Origin of the sequence: Streptococcus sp. S5 (assembly GCF_034134805.1) — a bacterium.
Lineage (GTDB): Bacteria > Bacillota > Bacilli > Lactobacillales > Streptococcaceae > Streptococcus > Streptococcus lingualis.
Window position 1 is genome coordinate 1,827,204 of sequence record NZ_CP139419.1, and the last position, 17,545, is coordinate 1,844,748.

Sequence of the window (17,545 nt, forward strand, 5' to 3'; positions counted from 1 at the left end):
TAAAGCCTCCGTGGAGGGTTCACTTCAGTCTCAATCCCTCTGAATCACGCTGCTTTAATAGGAATCTCCTCGTTTTTCTATATACAAAAAAGGTTCCGAAAGGAACCTTCTGTTCAATTATTCTACACTAAACAAGTATGGGTAGACAGGTTGGCCACCTTGGTGGATTTCTACTTCTACATCTTCGTATTTTTCAGCAAGGGCTTGGGCCAATTCATTTGCCAACTCCTCACTGCCGTCTTCACCAACATAGATGGTCACAATTTCACTGTCTTCATCCAACATATGAGCGAATGTTTCTTCCAAGGTTTCCATCATATCTGGATTTGAAACAACGATTTTGCCATCTACCATTCCAAGATTATCATTTTCATGGATTTCAAGCCCATCAATAGTAGTATCGCGAACCGCTGTCGTCACACTACCAGACACAACATCGCCCAATGAAGCGCTCATGCGTTCGTAGTTTTCTTCGATTGATTTGCTTTCATCAAAAGCAAGAAGACTAGTCAATCCTTGAGGGATGGTCTTGGTCTCAACAACTGCTGCAGGTTGCTCAATCACTTCTGCTGCAGATTGAGCGGCCATCAAGATATTTTTGTTGTTTGGCAAGATAATGATGTTGCGCGCATTCAACTCTTCAACTGCTTTGACAAAGTCTTCTGTCGATGGGTTCATGGTTTGACCACCAGAGATGATGTAATCAACCCCTTGCGCTTTAAAGATATCAGCCAATCCCTCACCAGCAACTACTGCGATGATGGCATATTCTTTTTCTTCAACTGGTTTGGCTTGACGTTCTTCTTTTTCAACTTGCGCTTCGTGTTGGTTACGCATGTTGTCGACTTTCACCTTGACCAAGCTTCCGTACTTAAGACCTTCTTGCATGACAAGACCTGGATCTTCTGTATGGACGTGAACTTTGACAATCTCATCGTCATTCACCACCAATAGGGAATCCCCAAGGTTGTTCAAATAGTTACGGAATTCATCATAATCGAAGTCTTTGACATAGGTTGGACCTTGTTTCAAAGCGACCATGATTTCTGTACAGTAACCAAACTTGATGTCTTCAGTAGCCACATGGCCAGCGACTGACTTGTGGTGTTCTGCATTAATCATTTCTGACATGGTTGCAGGTGTTGCTTGGAACTCTTCAGAAGCGATGAATTCACCTGTCAAAACTGATAAGAATCCTTCATAGATGAAGACCAAACCTTGACCACCAGAGTCTACCACGCCAACTTCTTTCAAGACCGGCAACATATCTGGAGTCTTCGCAAGAGCTGTTTTAGCTCCTTCAAGAGCTGCACGCATAACTTCCACTGCATCGTTGGTAGATTCTGCTTTTTTCTTGGCCCCAATGGCTGCCCCACGAGAAACCGTCAAAATGGTTCCTTCAACCGGCTTCATAACGGCTTTATAAGCGACTTCTACCCCAGACTGGAAGGCTGCCGCAAGCGCTGCTCCATCCAATTCTTCTTTGTCTTTGACACTTTGAGAAAATCCACGGAACAATTGAGAAGTGATAACTCCTGAGTTCCCACGCGCGCCCATCAAGAGACCTTTAGCAAAGATCCCTGCTGCTTCTCCAACAGTTGAAGCAGAACGGTCCGATACTTCTTTGGCCCCATTTTCGATGGTCATTCCCATATTGGTTCCTGTGTCCCCGTCTGGTACAGGAAAGACGTTCAAAGAGTTTACATATTCCGCTTGTTTATTTAAGCGCGTAGCCCCCGCTTGAACCATTTCTTGAAATAAACTTGTAGTAATATTAGCCACGATTATTCTCCCACAATCTTGATATTTTGAATATAGACATTCACAGTATCCGTAGTGATTCCAAGTTGATTTTCCAAACTAAATTTCACACGTTCTTGAATATTTTTTGAGACTTCGCTAATTTTTGTTCCATAGCTCAAAACAGTGTAAACATCAACTGCGATAGTTCCTGCTTCCGTTGTTTTGACAACAACACCTTTAGAGAAGTTTTCTTTCCCTAGGAGGGCTTGGAAATTATCTTTGATCGCATTTTTGCTGGCCATTCCAACCACACCGAAGATCTCAGTAGCAGCACCGCCTACAACAGTTGCGATAACCTCATCAGTCAATTCAATTTGACCGTCCTTTGTATTGATTTTTACTGTCATAATTTCTACCTCAAAAGTATTTTATATTCTATTTTACCATAAAAGAGGTCAACTGTAAAAGGGTAGGGACTATTCTTCTCCCGCTGTGACAGCTGTCTCTAGAGAAAAAGAAAAGAACCTCAAGGAGGTTCTTATTTCTTTATTAAACGCGTTCTACTTTACCAGATTTCAATGCACGAGCTGAAGCCCAAACTTTTTTAGGTTTACCATCGATAAGGACAGTTACTTTTTGAAGGTTTGGTTTTACGGCACGTTTTGTTTGGTTCATAGCGTGTGAACGGTTGTTACCTGATACAGTCTTACGACCTGTGAAATAACATACTTTAGCCATTTCTGTGTTTCCTCCTATTAGATCTAATATAACGGATGTGCTAGCACCACATACCGTACTATATTACCAAAAAAAATCTCTCTTGGCAAGCTTTTGGCCAAAGTTTTTCATTTCCGACTTAAGAAAACGAATTCGCTCCGACATAGATAATTTCCAGATTTCCTAAGGAAACATCGCCCGTAATGTAGAAATCCTTGCTTGTCAGAGCACTTGGATTTTCCTGATGTTGGATCGCTGAGAGGGAATTATCCACATTTACATGGACGCGCCAATCGCTTGGTACATAGAGGCTCAGACTCCCAAGGGAAACATCGACAACAAACTGAGCAGATGGACCCTCGATGCGGCAATTGTCAAAATAAACCGATGCTTCTCCCATACTCACATCTGCACTTCCGCGGGTAAAGTGTTGGTCATTGAGATATTTTGTCACTGTTGAAAAAGTGACATCAATATCATTGCCATCCGACTTACTCATGGACCCAGCAGAATAGGAAGCTAGGCGGGCTTTTGTTTTCTTAGAGGGTTTAAACAAAATGTTGAGCCCAATCACAGCGAGAATTGAGGAAAGGATGACAACTGAATTTGAAACTGGGAGGAAATGGTATTGCCCATTGAGACAAAAGAGGGCTAAAAGTCCATAGATGAAGCCCCAACCAAAATGGCGTTTTAAGAAACTAGAGAGGGACAGGACGGCAAGCAAGGTAACCCAAGCTAAGGTCCAGATGCTGATGTCCCATTTTACAAAATAGCCCTGTAAAAGGATTAAGGCTGCTAAAAGGATTAAGAATACTCCGATTAATTTTTTTCTCATGATATTACCTCATTTCATTTAGTCGTTCTTTTAAGAGTTGATAGTAGCGTCTGGATACGTGAACCTGCTTATGGGTCTGATAGAAATTGACCGTGCTGGTTCCTGAAAAAGACTTTTCTAGAGAATAGATCTGCTTGGCGTTGACAATGGTGGATTTGGATATCCGACAAAAGGCGATGGGAAGCAGCTCCTCCAACTCATAGAGCTTCTGCTTAACCTCATAGGCCTCATCCTTGGTGTGCCCAAAAATCTTCTCCCCGTCCGTCTCAAAAAAGAGGATCGATGCCACATCCAGAAAATACTCACTTCGATCCTTGTAGAAGGCCAAAGGAGCGACCTTTTGTTCTAGGATTCTCTCTTGCAGCTGGGTCAATTCCGGGGTCAAGCGCGGAGCTCGAATCAAGATCTCAGGCTCATCCATTGATGGATCCAATTCGATTCTAACTTTCATAAAACTCCTTTCCCAACGTTTTGATAGTACCATTATAACAGCTGTTGAAAACAAAACAAGGGCTTTTCAGTAAGTGGCACGTTTTGCCCATCAAGAGGTAGCTTTTGAGAAGTAAAGAGGCTGGGACAAAAGTCCTAGCCTCTCAATTGTCTTTGGATTGTCGAGCAAGACGCAGTGGTTGAGTGGGCTCTACTACGCTGATTTCATCAGCTTTTATAGCCCTACTCAACTGTGCGGAGGTGGGACGACGAAATCGAATTCTAACGAATGACCGATTTCTGTCCCACTCTCTTTCTTTATTTGTTGCTTTCCTTATCCGGTAAAAGAAAACTAAGACCCACACAAGCAAGGACACCCGCTGTGATCACTAAGCCATTTGAAACCGGCAAGAGATCGTAGATCGCGTTTGCAATCATCAGAGCAATTAAAGCACAGATGACACTTGCCTTGTAGTCCTGTTTCATCAGATTTTCAAGAGTAAAGAAAGCAAATAAGAGAACGGAGAATAAAGGCCAGATATTCACATCAAGCTTTGGAAAGCCAACCATTCCCATTATAACAACCGCAAGAGCTGCCAGAATAAAACCAAGTCCAAGTAATTTTTTCATCATCGTATACCTCTTTTTCATTAATTGGAAGTATTGCTTCCTTTGATGATTCTATGATAGCAGAGAGCCCCTATGGAGACAAGGACTTTTGACTAAGCGGTCAAAAATGGCGCCTATGCGGTCAAAAAAAGAGCGAGACAGAACGAATCGGTTATCACCATCATTCGTCGTCTCGCTCCTTCAAAGCCGTTTCTTCCTATGCCGATTGCAGGGATCGAACCTGTGACCTACGCGTTACGAGTGCGTTGCTCTACCAACTGAGCTAAATCGGCGATTACCTTCTTAGTATAGCACTCTGATAGCGGATGTCAAGCACTTTTAGTTGATCTTTTTAATCAGAATCTGACATGGATTCTGTGGATCCCATAGTTGCGGAAAAATCTCTAATTTTTTAAAACCAAGACTGCGATAAAAGACATTTGTTCGGTCATAATCTTTATTTGAACCTTCTGCGACTGTTTTGACCTGTAGGTAGGCCACTTGTTTGACTGCTTCTCTTTCTATAGTCGTAACTAATTCCCTTCCAATTCCTTGACCTTGGAATGATTTTTTCACGCCTAGACAGTCAATTTCAGCACAATCTTCACTCGAATATGATAAACTTATAAACCCTACTACATCACTTTCTTGATAAGCAGCCCAAACTCGTAAATCCTTAGCTCCTTCAATGTAGGCTTGCGTGCTTTCTGGTATTCCAAACCATTCTGGCAAATCCCTTAAAATCTCAGCGACAACTGCCATTTTTTGATCTTCACCCTTGACTTCTTTAATTACAAACATCATAAGTTCCTTTCTTGATTTTAGTCTTACTTTACCTCTTACGAACCAGCACTTTCGTAGGCATCCAATCCCCTGTCCCAAAGTTTGAGGGAAATAACAAAGAAAACAAGGGAAATCAGAATCAAACCACCAATATTAAAGAGTCCATCCTTGTCCTGCAAGAAATAGCTGGCAGGATAGTAGGCCGTAAAGGCGAAAGGTACAATAAAGCTAATTAACCATCGAAGGAGCGAATTGTAAATAGAAATAGGATACTTGGCAAAATCATTAAACATATAGAAAATGTAAATCATGGCACCTGACTGCTTGGTCCAAAAAGCGATGCTGGCTGTAGCAATTTTCAAGGAAGTATAAATCAAGGTCGCAAAAGGAATACAAACTAGAAAAATCAGGAATTTTGGAAGAGTCCAAGCAATGCTAGTCGCCGTTGTCGCTAGTAAAATTCCACCGACCAAAAGTTCACCTAAGGCATCAATCTGAAAGGTCTCAACGAGGATGTGAAAGAGAGGATTGATAGGACGAGTCAGATACTTGTCAAACTCCCCTTTTCGAACTAGTCGTTGACCTAAAGCCCAGAGATTGTCAAAAAAGAGATGATCTAGTCCCTTTGGAATTAAGGAAAATCCATAGATAAAGGCAATTTCTTGAAAAGTCCAACCTTCTAGGGAGGGAATGTGTTGAAAGATGACATTGAGAAACAAGAGGTTCAGGCCTTGAGTCAGAAAGACTCCCAACACACCAACCACAAAATCTACCTTGTATTCCATGATTTGCTTGATGTACTGTCTGATAAAAATCAGATGCATGCGTTGATATTTTTTCATACTAACCTCCCTGAATGGTGATAAATGACTGGACTCGTTTCCAAATCAACTGAGACAAGCCCACCATCACTATAAGCCAGAAAAGCTGAAGCAAAAGTGCTTGAAGAATCTGACTAGCATCGTATTTCCCAACAATAATCATGACCGGAGTGTAAATTAAGGATGAGAAAGGTAAGAAGGACAGAATATCTGAAATGACCTTTGGAAAGAAAGCCAAGGGAATCAAACTCCCAGACATAAAGGCCACTATGGAAGTCTTAAGTAGGTTGGAACCCCAAAGATTTTTAAATACAAAGGCTGAAAATCCAAAGCAGATATTAAAGAAAAAGTTAATCAGATAGGCCAGCGTTAAGCTAAAAAGATAAAGGGTAGTTAGTCCCAACACTTCTACAATTCCTTGCCCAGACAAGATTTTCATCAAAACAATGACACTTAAAAATGGCAGTCCAACAGAGATAAAAATCAACCACCTGGAACCAAGCTCCGTAAAGAGGTAAGAAGCCGCAAAATGCACTGGTCGCAACAAGCGCATGATAATGGAACCATCCTTGACCTCATCACCAATCATAAAGGAAGAATCCGACCTAGTCAGAAGATTAGTCACAAAACTCATGATGATGTAGAGGGTGATATCCGCCATACTGAAGCCCTGAATCAAAGGCTCCTGGGAGGAATCAAAGACAGCCTTCCATAGATAAAAAGCCACAAAAGCACCCATGACATCGCCAATCCGATAAAGAATAAAGTTGACTCGATAGCTAATCAACTCCTGAATCCCTGCATTGATAAAGGGTTTATAACGTCTCCACAATTTGACCATCTTAGAGCTCCTTTCGATAGAAGCGACGGATAATATCTTCAATATCCGTATCTACCATCTTCAAATCACGGACCTCAAAATCAGATAAGGTTTGCTTGATAATATCGGCCGACTGGTAGCGGGAACTATCGAATTCAATATTGAGAGTATTTCCTTGTCTATCAATGGACATATCAGGCAAACCCTCATAATGAGAGACTAGATGATTTTGACCTGGCGTCAGGTCAAAGGAGAGAGTCTTCATCTTTCCAAAGGTCTCCTTGAGCTGGCTAACCGTTCCATCAAAAATCTCTTGCCCCTTATCAATCATAAAAATCCGATCACAGAGTTGCTCAATATCACTCAGGTCGTGAGTGGTCAGGAGAATAGTAGTTTCTTCCTCTTGATTGATCTGGGTAATGGCCCGACGAATGTTATCCTTGACCGACACATCCAAACCAATAGTCGGCTCATCTAAAAAGAGAACTTTGGGATTGTGAAGCAAGGAAGCCGCAATATCCGCCCGCATCCGTTGACCTAGTGAAAGAGTCCGCACAGGATCCTTGATAAATTCCTTCAAATCCAAAACTTCATTCAAAAAGTCCATGCGCTTATGGAAAAGCGAGTCCGGTACATCATAGATCTCTTTCAAAACCGTGTAGGTCTCTTGCAGAGCCAAATCCCACCATAGCTGGGTGCGTTGTCCGAAAACGACTCCAATATCCTTGACATAATCTTGGCGATTGTCCTGTGGAATCTTGCCGTTAATCCGACAAAAGCCAGATGTGGGCTTCAAAATTCCTGTCAGCATTTTGATGGTGGTTGACTTCCCAGCACCATTTGCCCCGATAAATCCTAAAATCTGCCCTTTTGGAACTTCAAAAGTTAAATCCTTGACCGCTTCAAAGGTCTGCTTTTCAGGATGAATAAAGGAGCGTAAGGCTCCCTTTAACCCCGGCTCCTTAACTGTCTTCACAAAATTTTTCCGAAGATGTTGCACTTCTATCATTGCCATATCTATCGCCCTATCGTAAGAAGCAACATTGTATTTTTGACTACAAATATTCTAAATCCTTACTTCCTACACTTTCTCAATATTATTACAGAAGGCTTTATACCAACCTATTATAATCTAATAAATATAGGAATGCAAGCGTTTGCTTATAGATTATGAAATTAGAGATTTCTCTCTTAAAATGAAACTTTTAATCAAAAATTCTGTTAAATAGTTTCCTTAAAACACCAAAAAACCTGCCCTTAGGGGCAGGCCTATTGTTAAGAAAAAGAATTTTTTTAATCGAGAAAATTAACGATTCTACTGTTAATCCTTCAGCATTTAATTATTATCATCAGTCTCAATGGATTTTTAAGCCCTCAATTATTCTCTAAAAATTCTTTAATACGAGAAACAATAGCATCGCTTTGATAATGATAGAGGTCGTGAGGCGCATCTATATAGTCGACTTGAACATTAGACTGGTCGCTTGCAAATCTCTCTGCATAACGTTGCCACTCTGATTGGCTAAAGGTCGTGCCTTCACCGTTAGAAACCAAGAGAAGTACAGGGATTTTGGGATCAATGGTAAATTTACTAACCTTTTGGGCATTTTTCTTTACAGTTCGGGTCTCATTGAGCATAGCCGTCGACAGCAACTGCTTGTAAGCTAAAAATCGGTATTGCTGACGCTCACTTTTAGTCAAGTCAGAATTCTTCAGGTAAACAGACTCTGGGAAATAACGGAGCAGGCCAATCTTACTCGTCCAATAAGCTAAGGTTATGAGAGTTGGGTGTTCTTTTAAATCTTCATAGCTCGCTGGCAAGGCCCAATCCAGGCCAATCAAAGCCTTCACTTCATTCGGATATTTCTCTTGCCAAGCAAGACTCTCTAAACTAGCCATAGAATGCGAAATAATCACATAAGGACCTGAAACATGAGCTTGCGCCAAAGCTTGACGGGTCTCAGAAAGGACCTCCATCACATCTCTTGAACGATCACTATCTTGGCTAAAACCATATCCGGCTCGCTCCACGACAACAACTTTGTATTTTTTGGATAGGGAATCTGATAGATTCTTAAAGTCTAAAATAGGAGAGGCGATACCTGCACCGGAAAGAAAAACGATTGTTTCAGGTCCTTCACCTTTAATGTATACATTCATTTGATGTCCATTGACCGTAACTTGTTTACCAATGGGTGTGAGAAGCTTACTTTCATTTCGTAAACTGAATTGATGAAAAACAAATGTAGCCCCTAAAAAGAGCAGGAGAAAGCCACAAACGATCCAGCTCCACAGTTTGAATTTTTTCATAGCCATATTGTACAAGTTTTAGAGTGTTTTAGCAATACAAATAAGATATTTTTATTGCAATAATAAAAGAGATAAATAATAACCTCCAAGTCTACAAAAAAGGCTTATCCTTACGGATAAACCTCTGGTTAATTTATAATCTATTTATATTCAGTAAAAATTAATCTAGCATTATCACTTGGTAAATCAGGATCAGAGTTATATAAACTAGTTGAAATTATATCTCCGTCTTCTAATTTCACGACAACATCTTGATTACCAGAATTTAGAGTTTGTTCTTTCTTTTTTTTCGTTGAATTATTATAAATATCAATTGACCAACCTAAATTATCAAATTCAGGATCTAGCTTCACATTCGTACTCAGTTTATACGTACCAGCTTTAATATCACGCCCCACTACATACTCTCCAATTCCCGCTTCATTACTCATTTCTACTTTTTCTGGTACTGCATTAAACTTAATCTTGGAAATATTACTAAAATCCAATGTATCACCCTCAAATAAAATAATCCTGATTTTTGAAGGATAATCTGTTGATGTTCCTGGTGCACCTGCTACCCAATTAATAAACAGTGAAAAAGGATCCTTCCTATTTCCAAAAATATTTCCTGATCCTCCTGTTATTTCCAAATCATAAATACCAGGTTTTACATCTCCGTTCTCACCCACAACAACATCTCCGGTGACATAGATTTCTTCTGTTGATTTCGATTGTTTTGCTAACAAATTCATCTCTTCTAAACGCGAGTTCTCTTTAGTAACATCTTTCATTGACGAATTCTTTTCAGACTTAGGTGTCGAATCCGATTTTACCGTTGGATTCTTTTCAGGCAAAGCAGTATCTTTCGATACATTATTAGTATGACAAGCCGTCAGCAACGAGCCAGCTATTAAAACTGTTAACAATAATTTAGTGTTTTTCATATTCACACTACCTCCTATATACCTAAAACTTAATTTCATTTTAGCACAACCTATTACAGAAGTAAATATATTAACATTTTTATATAATCGTGGATTGATTTTAACTTACAATTCTATTCATTCAACATTAATCAGATGAAATGAATATAAAATCAAAAAAGGTTTATCCTTGCGGATAAACCTCTGGTTAATAACATTTCAAAGCTAAATTAAGCTTTGCCTTCTGAACCGAATACGTCGATACGTTCTTCAACAGCTGCAGTAATTGCTTCGAAACCTGGTTTCAAGAATTTACGTGGGTCGAAGAGTTTCTTCTTGTCGTATTCTGCTTCGTTTGCATCGTATTCACGTACGAATTGACGAGTAGCATTTGCAAATGCGATTTGGCATTCAGTGTTCACATTAACTTTTGCAACACCAAGTTTGATCGCTGCTTGGATTTGATCATCAGGGATACCTGATCCACCGTGCAATACGATTGGGAATCCTGGAACAGCTTCAGTCAATTTTTGCAAGTGGTCAAGGTGAAGACCTTTCCAGTTTGCTGGGTAAGGACCGTGGATGTTACCGATACCTGCAGCCAAGAAGTCGATTCCTGTAGCAACCATTGCTTTAGCGTCTTCGATTGGTGCCAATTCACCGTCACCGATGATACCGTCTTCTTCACCACCGATAGTACCAACTTCAGCTTCTACTGAGATACCTTTAGCATGAGCTTTTTCAACGACATCTTTCGCCAATTTAAGGTTTTCTTCAACTGGAAGGTGTGAACCGTCAAACATGATTGAAGTGTAACCAGCTTCGATACATTCAAGAGCATCGTCGTAGTGACCATGGTCAAGGTGAATAGCAACTGGTACAGTGATACCCATTGATTCTACAAGGTTTTCAATAAGGGCTTTACATACTTTGTAACCACCCATGTATTTAGCAGCACCCATAGAAGTTTGGATAAGTACTGGAGCTTTCTTAGCTTCTGCTGCACGCAAGATAGCTTGAGTCCACTCAAGGTTGTTTGTGTTAAATCCACCAACTGCATAACCATTGTCACGAGCTGCTTGGACAAATTTTTCTGCTGAAACGATTGCCATTAGTCATAGGCCTCCTATATATTTTTGTGGGGTTAATCCCACTTACATTGTTTATTTTATCACTTTTTAGATGAAATTGCTAGTTTTTCCTGTGCCTTTAAGCGATTTCTTACGATAAATGAGGAGGAACCCTCTCTCTCCTAAGACTTCTATCCTATTCAAAAAGCAAAAAAGGGGCGCAAGCCCCTTTCAATCCTTCTCTTTAAAATTTTTTAATGAAAGGAGAAAAGCAATCCCGCAAATCACAAGGAGTCCACCTGCGACCCATTGAGAATAGAAATAAGCAGCAAATAACTGACTGTCGGTAAACATTTTCCCAAGAAGTCCGTTTACCAATCCCTCAAGAAAGGGAATATTCTCACACACAGCAAGGATTGAGGCAAGAAAGAGAATACTGCCCGCTATCAGAAAAAGATAAAGAATCCATTTTTTGATTCTTTTTTCATCTCTGAGCAGATACTTAGAAGCAATCGCCACTAAAAAAATGAAAACATTCCATATGTTTAAGGCGATAAAATATCTAAAAGTATCCTTGTATGCGCCTATCCCCATCGCTAAAATCAGGATAGGACCGAAAAAATTAATGGCACTTCCCAATAGTGCAAAGAGGCCATCGACCAAAACCAGATACTTCTTCTTCATGTTCTCACCTCATCTCACACCTATTCTACCACAAAGAGATTTGAAAACAAAAAAAGATAGCCGAAGCTATCTTGATCCGATGCGGAGAGAGGGACTTGAACCCTCACGACCTAAAGCGGTCACAGGATCCTTAGTCCTGCGCGTCTGCCAATTCCGCCATCCCCGCGATTGAGTACTTTACTAGTATATCAATCAACGACTTTTTTGTCAAGATTTTTTTCAAACTTTTTTCAGAGTTTGTCATTTTTTCACAAAAGGGAGCAGGTCCTTCAACCTGCTCCCTTGATTTTTATTTGCTATCGTGGTTTTCAACTGCCGCTGTGATAAAGGCTGTGTAAAGTCCTTCTGGGCGGTTTGGACGGCTTGACAATTCTGGGTGGTATTGGCAAGCAACAAAGAATTTGTTTTCTGGGATTTCAACGATTTCGACCAAACGGTTGTCTGGTGAAACGCCTGAGAAGACAAATCCTGCTTCTTCGAACTGTTCACGGAAAGCATTGTTAAACTCATAACGGTGACGGTGGCGACGTTGTACCACTTCTTGATTGTCATAGGCAGCTGCTGCTTTTGAGCCTCGTTTGAGTTTAGATGGGTAAAGACCGAGACGGAGCGTTCCTCCCATGTCTTCCACATCGATTTGGTCCCGCATGATATCGATAATCGGATACTTGGTTTCTGGATCCAATTCGGATGAATTAGCCCCTTCCAAGCCTAAAACGTGACGGGCAAACTCGATACAAGTCAACTGCATCCCCAAGCAGACACCCAACATTGGGACGTCCTGTTCACGCGCATACTTGATGGCTTGAATTTTTCCTTCTGTTCCCCGTTGACCAAAACCACCTGGGACAATGATCCCATCCGCGTCTCCAAGGAGTTCTGCCACATTTTCAGCTGTCACATCATTGGCATTGACCCAATTAATTTTGACTTCTGCATCGTTAGCATACCCTGAGTGCTTCAAGGCCTCAACAACAGAAATGTAGGCATCTTGCAATTCTACGTATTTTCCAACCAAGGAAATCTTGACCTGTTTCTTGAGGTTCATGACCTTGTCGACCATCGCAGACCATTCTGTCATATCTGCTGCAGGAACATCCAATTTCAAATGGTCACAAACGATTTGATCCATGTTTTGCGCTTGCAAGTTCAATGGGATTTGGTACAAGTGTTCCACATCCAGTGACTCGATGACAGCTTCTGGTGCCACATCACAGAATTGAGCCAACTTGTTCTTAATTCCTTGACCAGCTGGTTTTTCTGTACGGATGACCAACATATTTGGTTGAATCCCAAGACCACGCAATTCTTTCACAGAGTGTTGCGTCGGCTTGGTTTTCATTTCTCCCGCAGCCTTCAAGTAAGGAAGAAGGGTGGTGTGGATGTACATAACGTTTTCAGCACCAACATCTGCCTTCATTTGACGAAGAGCTTCCAGGAAAGGAAGGGACTCAATGTCTCCAACTGTTCCCCCGACTTCTGTGATGATGACATCTGAATCTGTCGTCGTCGCTGCTCGTTTGATCTTTTCTTTCAAAGCATCTGTAATATGAGGAATCACCTGTACCGTCGCACCCAGGTATTCTCCACGACGCTCCTTGCGAAGGACTTCGCTATAAATTTTCCCTGTTGTCACATTTGAGTACTTATTCAAATTGATATCAATAAAGCGTTCATAGTGACCAAGGTCCAAGTCTGTCTCTGCGCCATCGTCTGTGACAAATACTTCCCCGTGTTGGTAAGGGCTCATCGTCCCTGGGTCAATATTGATATAAGGGTCAAATTTTTGGATGGTCACTTTCAATCCACGATTTTTGAGCAAGCGACCAAGACTTGCTGCGACAATCCCTTTCCCGATGGATGATACGACACCACCTGTGACAAAAATATATTTTGTTGACATGTGCTTTCCTCTTCTTCTAATGTTGTAGAGGCCATTCCTCTTTGCAGAAAAAACAAAAATAGCTCCCTAATCCTTAGGGAGCTCCGACCTCAAAATGAGGTGCCCGAACAATATCTTACCGCAAATGGATTACTTTGTCAAATTGAAAAATTCATGAAAATGATTTTCGCTGTTTACACGACCTTTTCCACTCCATTTTGTGTGACGAGAAATTTCTCAAATTGAAGCTGAGGCATGCAAAGAGCAAGGTCCTTGTGGATTCGTTCTAGCGCTTCTAAACGCATCTCGACTGACGTCTCGGTATTTCCTTGGATGACAAAGAGGGCGTTTTGCGTAGTCTCCTCAAATTTGTAATGGTCACTATCGCGTACATCCAACCAAGCCAGAACTCCTTTTTGATCCCGGTAGACAGGATCTGTCGGTGCGACATGTTTTTCACTAGAAAGGATAGGGAGAAAGAGATCGTCTCTTTGACTCACTGTAAATTCAATCGGTCCCTCAATCTTATCTAGGTCATGTCCTCCGATCGCGAGAAAAGACTTCAGCGATTCGACATTATAGATATCGATGATGCTATTGATCTGAGGAAGAGCTCCTCGATGCTGGATGTTTCGGATAAGAGCTAGGACTGTTGGTGGATTTTTCTTGATGCTACGCCCTACTTTTTGCAAAAGGTCTGTATACCCTTTAATGACAGGAGATGCCACTACTTCTTCTGTCTGACACTGGAGCGCCCATTGTTCAAGCTCTTTCTTCTTTTCAAGAAAAGAAGGGAGCAAAACTGCTTGAGGATCCACATTTCTAGCAATTCCGACCACAACTGTATCAATACCAAGAGCTACTAAACTTTGATCTAAACGAAAGTCCATCTGGAACACCTCCTATTGGGAATCCTTACACGTTTATCATACACCATTTCGCCACTTTTCTCAATGCAAACAAAAAGAGAGTGGGACAGAAATCGGTCATTCGTTAGAATTCGATTTCGTCGTCCTACCTCCGCACAGTTGAGTAGGGCTGTAAAAGCTGATGAAATCAGCGTAGTAGAGTCCACTCAACCACTGCGTCTTGCTCGACAATCCAAAAACAATTGAGAGGCTAGGACTTTTGTCCCAGCCTCTTCTTATGATTTATTCTTCTTCCTCGTCTTCAGAATCCTCTTCTTCGTCGTCTTCTTCGCTTAATTCAACTTCCTCACCCAAATCATCTGGTACGATTTCATTGATTTCAGCATCGTAAGCTTCGACTTCACTCTTTTCATCATCTGGATTTTCTTCATCATATGAAAGAGCTGGATCTGCTTCGTAAACTTCTTCGTCTTCTGGATCATCGTCGTTGTAGTCGATCGCATCTTCGTCTCCATCCATGAAGGCATTGACACGTTTTTTCTTCCGTTTCTTAGGAGTTTCATCTTCGTCTGTTTCTTCAAGAGCGATGATTTCTTCGTCAACTTCATCGATGGCATACCATGAACGAAGACCCCATTTGTTATCTCCAAGTGGGATAAAGCTTCCATCTACATTCAATTCTGTGTAGAACAATGGAAGAGCTTCACGGATCTCGCTGTTTGATTTTTCAAGGTAATTTTGAATTTCATTTACAAGATCGCTAAAGTACATTTCATGGTCACGTCCGCGTAATTCCAAAATCGCACGCGCCACTTCAATCATAGAAAGTTCACTTTTTTCTTGTCCAGCAAATACTTCTAATTCCAAGGGTAAATCTCCTTATGTTTCATTTCCTAAATGGAGAAGGATCCGGTCTTCAACCTCATCCTATCCTCAATGATAGATTGAAAACTTCTCGTCACTAAATCTATCACGCATTTTATCGTTACACTCTATTGTACGATAAATTTCCCCTTTCGTCAAAGGAAAATTCCAGGATTCTCCATGAAATAAAAAAAAGAAGAGCCTCACGGCTCTTCTTTTTTATCTAAATTATTTTACTTTTGCTGTGCTTGTGATCACGTTCACTGCTTTCTTCACTGTGATGTCATGTTTCAACATTTCTGGTGAAAGAAGGTTGCGAACTTGTTCAACTGGCATGTTGTAATCTGCTGCCAATTGTTCAATTTCAGCGTTGATTTCTTCTTCAGTTGCTTCGAAGCCTTCTGCTTTCGCTACTGCTTCAACCACAAGGTTTGTCTTCGTACGGCTTTCAGCTTCTGCTTCGTATTGTTTGTGAAGATCTTCTTGAGTTGTTCCAGTGATTTGGAAATACATTTCAGGTGAGATACCTTGACGTTGCATGTTTCCAAGGAACTCGTTGATTGAACGGTGTACTTCTTCGTGGATCATTTCTTCTGGAAGGTCAACGATTTCAGCGTTTTCAACCGCAAGATCGATAGCTGCTGCTTCTACTGCATCGTTGTATGCTTCTTCTTTAGCTGCTGCCAATTCTTTGCGGTATTTTTCTTTCAATTCAGCAAGAGTTTCAACTTCTTCGTCGATGTCTTTTGCCAATTCATCGTCAAGAGCTGGTACTTCTTTTGCTTTTACTTCGTGGATAGTTGTCACGAATTTCGCTTCTTTACCTGCAAGGTCAGCTGCTTGGTAGTCTTCTGGGAATGTTACGATCACATCAACTGTTTCACCAGCAGAGTGTCCAACCAATTGGTCTTCGAAACCTGGGATGAATTGACCTGAACCAAGTCCAAGTGAGAAGTTGTCACCTTTACCACCGTCGAATTCAACACCGTCGATAGAACCTACGAAGTCGATCACAACTGTGTCACCTTCTGCTGCAGCACCTTCTTTAACAACCAATTCAGCCAAGTTATTGCGTTCGCGTTCGATACGAGCATCCACATCAGCGTCTGTTACTTCTTTAGAAACTTCTACTGATACTTCAAGGTCTTTGTAAGCACCCAATTTTACTTCAGGTTTTGTTACAACAGCTGCTGTCAATGTCCAGTCTTGACCTTTTTCCATAGATACAACATCGAAAGTTGGTTGTGCTACAACTTCGATTCCAGCTTCTTTAACAGCTGCTTCGTACGCTGCTGGAAGAAGATCATTCAAAGCATCTTGGTAAAGAGCTTCTTCACCGAAACGTTGGTTGAAGATTGGACGTGGAATATGACCTTTACGGAATCCAGGTACGTTCAAAGTTTTCTTAACTGACTCAAACACACGGTCCAAAGCAGGTTTGATTTGCTCTTGGCTGATTGTGAAAGTCAATACACCGTGGTTAGTTTCTTTGTTTTCAAATGATACAGACATTCTGTCTCTCCTTAAAATAATATAGTCATTCCTTATAATTTTACCACAAAACTTTGAAAATGCAAGTTTTAAAACGTTTTTGCCTCTCTTTTCATTCAAAAAAACTAGCCCTTAAAAGCTAGTTCTGATTATGATTTTCGGATGGGATCATCGAGGTAGAGAGCACGGGCGCCACCGATCAATTTTGGCCGACTGGCGAGCGCTGTGACATGGGCTCCACCTAGTTCACGCAAGATAGGGCGAATTGGAACTTGCACGTGTTTGACATGCATCCCTACTGAGGTATCTCCGATGTCTAACCCGGCTTGGGCTGTGATAAATTCCACCTCAACAGGATCCTTAAAATACTTGAAAGCTGCGAGTTGTCCAGCCCCTCCTGCATGGAGACTCGGAAGGACATTGACGATTTCTAGGTCCTTTTTATCTGCCAATTCTCTTTCAACCACCAAGGCGCGATTGAGATGCTCACATCCTTGTACCGCCAGATAAATCCCTCTTGGATTCAACTCATCTAACAAGGTCTGGACAATAGCTTCGGCAATGTCGATGTTGGAGGCCTTTCCAATTTGCCCTCCTGCAACCTCACTGGAAGACATCCCGAGGACTAGAATCTGTCCTTGGTGGAGACGGCTTTTTTCCAAGACATCTACCAGGATTTCTTTTGTATCCTTCTTCAGTTGCTCCAGATCCAT

The 17,545-nt window shown here is 41.2% G+C and carries 19 protein-coding genes and 2 tRNA genes; all 21 read right to left on the minus strand.

Features of this window, described 5'->3' with window-relative positions; genetic code table 11:
- Window positions 1-117 precede the first annotated feature (117 nt).
- The 21 genes from SM123_RS08840 to SM123_RS08940 all read right to left on the minus strand — a co-directional run bounded on the left by SM123_RS08840 (window position 118) and on the right by SM123_RS08940 (window position 17,545).
- Window positions 118-1,782 (minus strand): DAK2 domain-containing protein, encoded by a 1,665-nt coding sequence (locus SM123_RS08840; RefSeq protein WP_320909453.1) that lies wholly within the window; start codon window positions 1,780-1,782, stop codon window positions 118-120.
- A gap of 2 nt (window positions 1,783-1,784) precedes the next feature.
- A complete protein-coding gene (locus SM123_RS08845) occupies window positions 1,785-2,150 on the minus strand; it encodes an Asp23/Gls24 family envelope stress response protein (RefSeq protein WP_003004393.1) in 366 nt (121 codons plus the stop codon).
- A 142-nt stretch (window positions 2,151-2,292) separates the two neighbouring features.
- A complete protein-coding gene (gene rpmB / locus SM123_RS08850) occupies window positions 2,293-2,481 on the minus strand; it encodes a 50S ribosomal protein L28 (RefSeq protein WP_001140948.1) in 189 nt (62 codons plus the stop codon).
- Between the two features lie 118 nt (window positions 2,482-2,599).
- Window positions 2,600-3,295 (minus strand): LiaF transmembrane domain-containing protein, encoded by a 696-nt coding sequence (locus SM123_RS08855; protein WP_013904689.1) that lies wholly within the window; start codon window positions 3,293-3,295, stop codon window positions 2,600-2,602.
- A 4-nt stretch (window positions 3,296-3,299) separates the two neighbouring features.
- Window positions 3,300-3,746 carry a LytTR family DNA-binding domain-containing protein gene (locus SM123_RS08860; protein ID WP_003004160.1) on the minus strand — a complete coding sequence of 149 codons (447 nt, stop codon included), beginning with the start codon at window positions 3,744-3,746 and terminating at the stop codon, window positions 3,300-3,302.
- A gap of 296 nt (window positions 3,747-4,042) precedes the next feature.
- Complete coding sequence (locus SM123_RS08865) at window positions 4,043-4,354, minus strand: LiaF transmembrane domain-containing protein (protein WP_320910007.1); 312 nt, start codon at window positions 4,352-4,354, stop codon at window positions 4,043-4,045.
- 199 nt (window positions 4,355-4,553) lie between these two features.
- A tRNA-Thr gene (locus SM123_RS08870) sits at window positions 4,554-4,626 on the minus strand.
- A 46-nt stretch (window positions 4,627-4,672) separates the two neighbouring features.
- Complete coding sequence (locus tag SM123_RS08875) at window positions 4,673-5,134, minus strand: GNAT family N-acetyltransferase (protein WP_049513999.1); 462 nt, start codon at window positions 5,132-5,134, stop codon at window positions 4,673-4,675.
- A 38-nt stretch (window positions 5,135-5,172) separates the two neighbouring features.
- Entirely contained in the window at window positions 5,173-5,958 is a 786-nt protein-coding gene (locus SM123_RS08880; RefSeq protein ID WP_003017328.1) for an ABC transporter permease, read from the minus strand.
- Between the two features lies 1 nt (window position 5,959).
- The gene (locus SM123_RS08885; protein WP_023919334.1) at window positions 5,960-6,778 is read right to left on the minus strand and encodes an ABC transporter permease; all 819 of its coding nucleotides are present in this window, start codon (window positions 6,776-6,778) and stop codon (window positions 5,960-5,962) included.
- Between the two features lies 1 nt (window position 6,779).
- Entirely contained in the window at window positions 6,780-7,772 is a 993-nt protein-coding gene (locus SM123_RS08890; RefSeq protein ID WP_013904684.1) for an ABC transporter ATP-binding protein, read from the minus strand.
- Window positions 7,773-8,131: 359 nt separating this feature from the next.
- Window positions 8,132-9,073: an alpha/beta hydrolase gene (locus SM123_RS08895; RefSeq protein WP_320909454.1), complete on the minus strand. Its 942-nt coding sequence runs from the start codon at window positions 9,071-9,073 to the stop codon at window positions 8,132-8,134.
- 134 nt (window positions 9,074-9,207) lie between these two features.
- Window positions 9,208-9,993 (minus strand): hypothetical protein, encoded by a 786-nt coding sequence (locus SM123_RS08900; protein ID WP_257738288.1) that lies wholly within the window; start codon window positions 9,991-9,993, stop codon window positions 9,208-9,210.
- A gap of 209 nt (window positions 9,994-10,202) precedes the next feature.
- Complete coding sequence (locus SM123_RS08905) at window positions 10,203-11,084, minus strand: class II fructose-bisphosphate aldolase (protein ID WP_003004573.1); 882 nt, start codon at window positions 11,082-11,084, stop codon at window positions 10,203-10,205.
- Window positions 11,085-11,273: 189 nt separating this feature from the next.
- Window positions 11,274-11,726 (minus strand): hypothetical protein, encoded by a 453-nt coding sequence (locus tag SM123_RS08910; RefSeq protein WP_049497653.1) that lies wholly within the window; start codon window positions 11,724-11,726, stop codon window positions 11,274-11,276.
- 80 nt (window positions 11,727-11,806) lie between these two features.
- Window positions 11,807-11,892 (minus strand) — tRNA-Leu (locus SM123_RS08915).
- Between the two features lie 123 nt (window positions 11,893-12,015).
- Window positions 12,016-13,629 (minus strand): CTP synthase, encoded by a 1,614-nt coding sequence (locus tag SM123_RS08920; RefSeq protein WP_003004055.1) that lies wholly within the window; start codon window positions 13,627-13,629, stop codon window positions 12,016-12,018.
- Window positions 13,630-13,802: 173 nt separating this feature from the next.
- The gene (locus SM123_RS08925; RefSeq protein ID WP_049497650.1) at window positions 13,803-14,498 is read right to left on the minus strand and encodes a B3/B4 domain-containing protein; all 696 of its coding nucleotides are present in this window, start codon (window positions 14,496-14,498) and stop codon (window positions 13,803-13,805) included.
- A gap of 261 nt (window positions 14,499-14,759) precedes the next feature.
- Window positions 14,760-15,344, minus strand: coding sequence for a DNA-directed RNA polymerase subunit delta (rpoE, locus tag SM123_RS08930; protein WP_003010182.1), 585 nt, complete (start codon window positions 15,342-15,344; stop codon window positions 14,760-14,762).
- A gap of 225 nt (window positions 15,345-15,569) precedes the next feature.
- A complete protein-coding gene (gene tig / locus SM123_RS08935) occupies window positions 15,570-16,853 on the minus strand; it encodes a trigger factor (protein ID WP_003017990.1) in 1,284 nt (427 codons plus the stop codon).
- Window positions 16,854-16,981: 128 nt separating this feature from the next.
- Window positions 16,982-17,545: a TIGR01440 family protein gene (locus tag SM123_RS08940; RefSeq protein ID WP_320909455.1), complete on the minus strand. Its 564-nt coding sequence runs from the start codon at window positions 17,543-17,545 to the stop codon at window positions 16,982-16,984.

What these genes read in the sequence shown, in the direction of transcription:
- SM123_RS08845 (WP_003004393.1), bottom strand. Translation starts at nt 2,150, where the DNA reads ATGACAGTAAAAATCAATACAAAGGACGGTCAAATTGAATTGACTGAT.
- rpmB (WP_001140948.1), bottom strand. Translation starts at nt 2,481, where the DNA reads ATGGCTAAAGTATGTTATTTCACAGGTCGTAAGACTGTATCAGGTAAC.
- SM123_RS08855 (WP_013904689.1), bottom strand. Translation starts at nt 3,295, where the DNA reads ATGAGAAAAAAATTAATCGGAGTATTCTTAATCCTTTTAGCAGCCTTA.
- SM123_RS08860 (WP_003004160.1), bottom strand. Translation starts at nt 3,746, where the DNA reads ATGAAAGTTAGAATCGAATTGGATCCATCAATGGATGAGCCTGAGATC.
- SM123_RS08865 (WP_320910007.1), bottom strand. Translation starts at nt 4,354, where the DNA reads ATGAAAAAATTACTTGGACTTGGTTTTATTCTGGCAGCTCTTGCGGTT.
- SM123_RS08875 (WP_049513999.1), bottom strand. Translation starts at nt 5,134, where the DNA reads ATGTTTGTAATTAAAGAAGTCAAGGGTGAAGATCAAAAAATGGCAGTT.
- SM123_RS08880 (WP_003017328.1), bottom strand. Translation starts at nt 5,958, where the DNA reads ATGAAAAAATATCAACGCATGCATCTGATTTTTATCAGACAGTACATC.
- SM123_RS08885 (WP_023919334.1), bottom strand. Translation starts at nt 6,778, where the DNA reads ATGGTCAAATTGTGGAGACGTTATAAACCCTTTATCAATGCAGGGATT.
- SM123_RS08890 (WP_013904684.1), bottom strand. Translation starts at nt 7,772, where the DNA reads ATGGCAATGATAGAAGTGCAACATCTTCGGAAAAATTTTGTGAAGACA.
- SM123_RS08895 (WP_320909454.1), bottom strand. Translation starts at nt 9,073, where the DNA reads ATGGCTATGAAAAAATTCAAACTGTGGAGCTGGATCGTTTGTGGCTTT.
- SM123_RS08900 (WP_257738288.1), bottom strand. Translation starts at nt 9,993, where the DNA reads ATGAAAAACACTAAATTATTGTTAACAGTTTTAATAGCTGGCTCGTTG.
- SM123_RS08905 (WP_003004573.1), bottom strand. Translation starts at nt 11,084, where the DNA reads ATGGCAATCGTTTCAGCAGAAAAATTTGTCCAAGCAGCTCGTGACAAT.
- SM123_RS08910 (WP_049497653.1), bottom strand. Translation starts at nt 11,726, where the DNA reads ATGAAGAAGAAGTATCTGGTTTTGGTCGATGGCCTCTTTGCACTATTG.
- SM123_RS08920 (WP_003004055.1), bottom strand. Translation starts at nt 13,629, where the DNA reads ATGTCAACAAAATATATTTTTGTCACAGGTGGTGTCGTATCATCCATC.
- SM123_RS08925 (WP_049497650.1), bottom strand. Translation starts at nt 14,498, where the DNA reads ATGGACTTTCGTTTAGATCAAAGTTTAGTAGCTCTTGGTATTGATACA.
- tig (WP_003017990.1), bottom strand. Translation starts at nt 16,853, where the DNA reads ATGTCTGTATCATTTGAAAACAAAGAAACTAACCACGGTGTATTGACT.
- SM123_RS08940 (WP_320909455.1), bottom strand. Translation starts at nt 17,545, where the DNA reads ATGGATCTGGAGCAACTGAAGAAGGATACAAAAGAAATCCTGGTAGAT.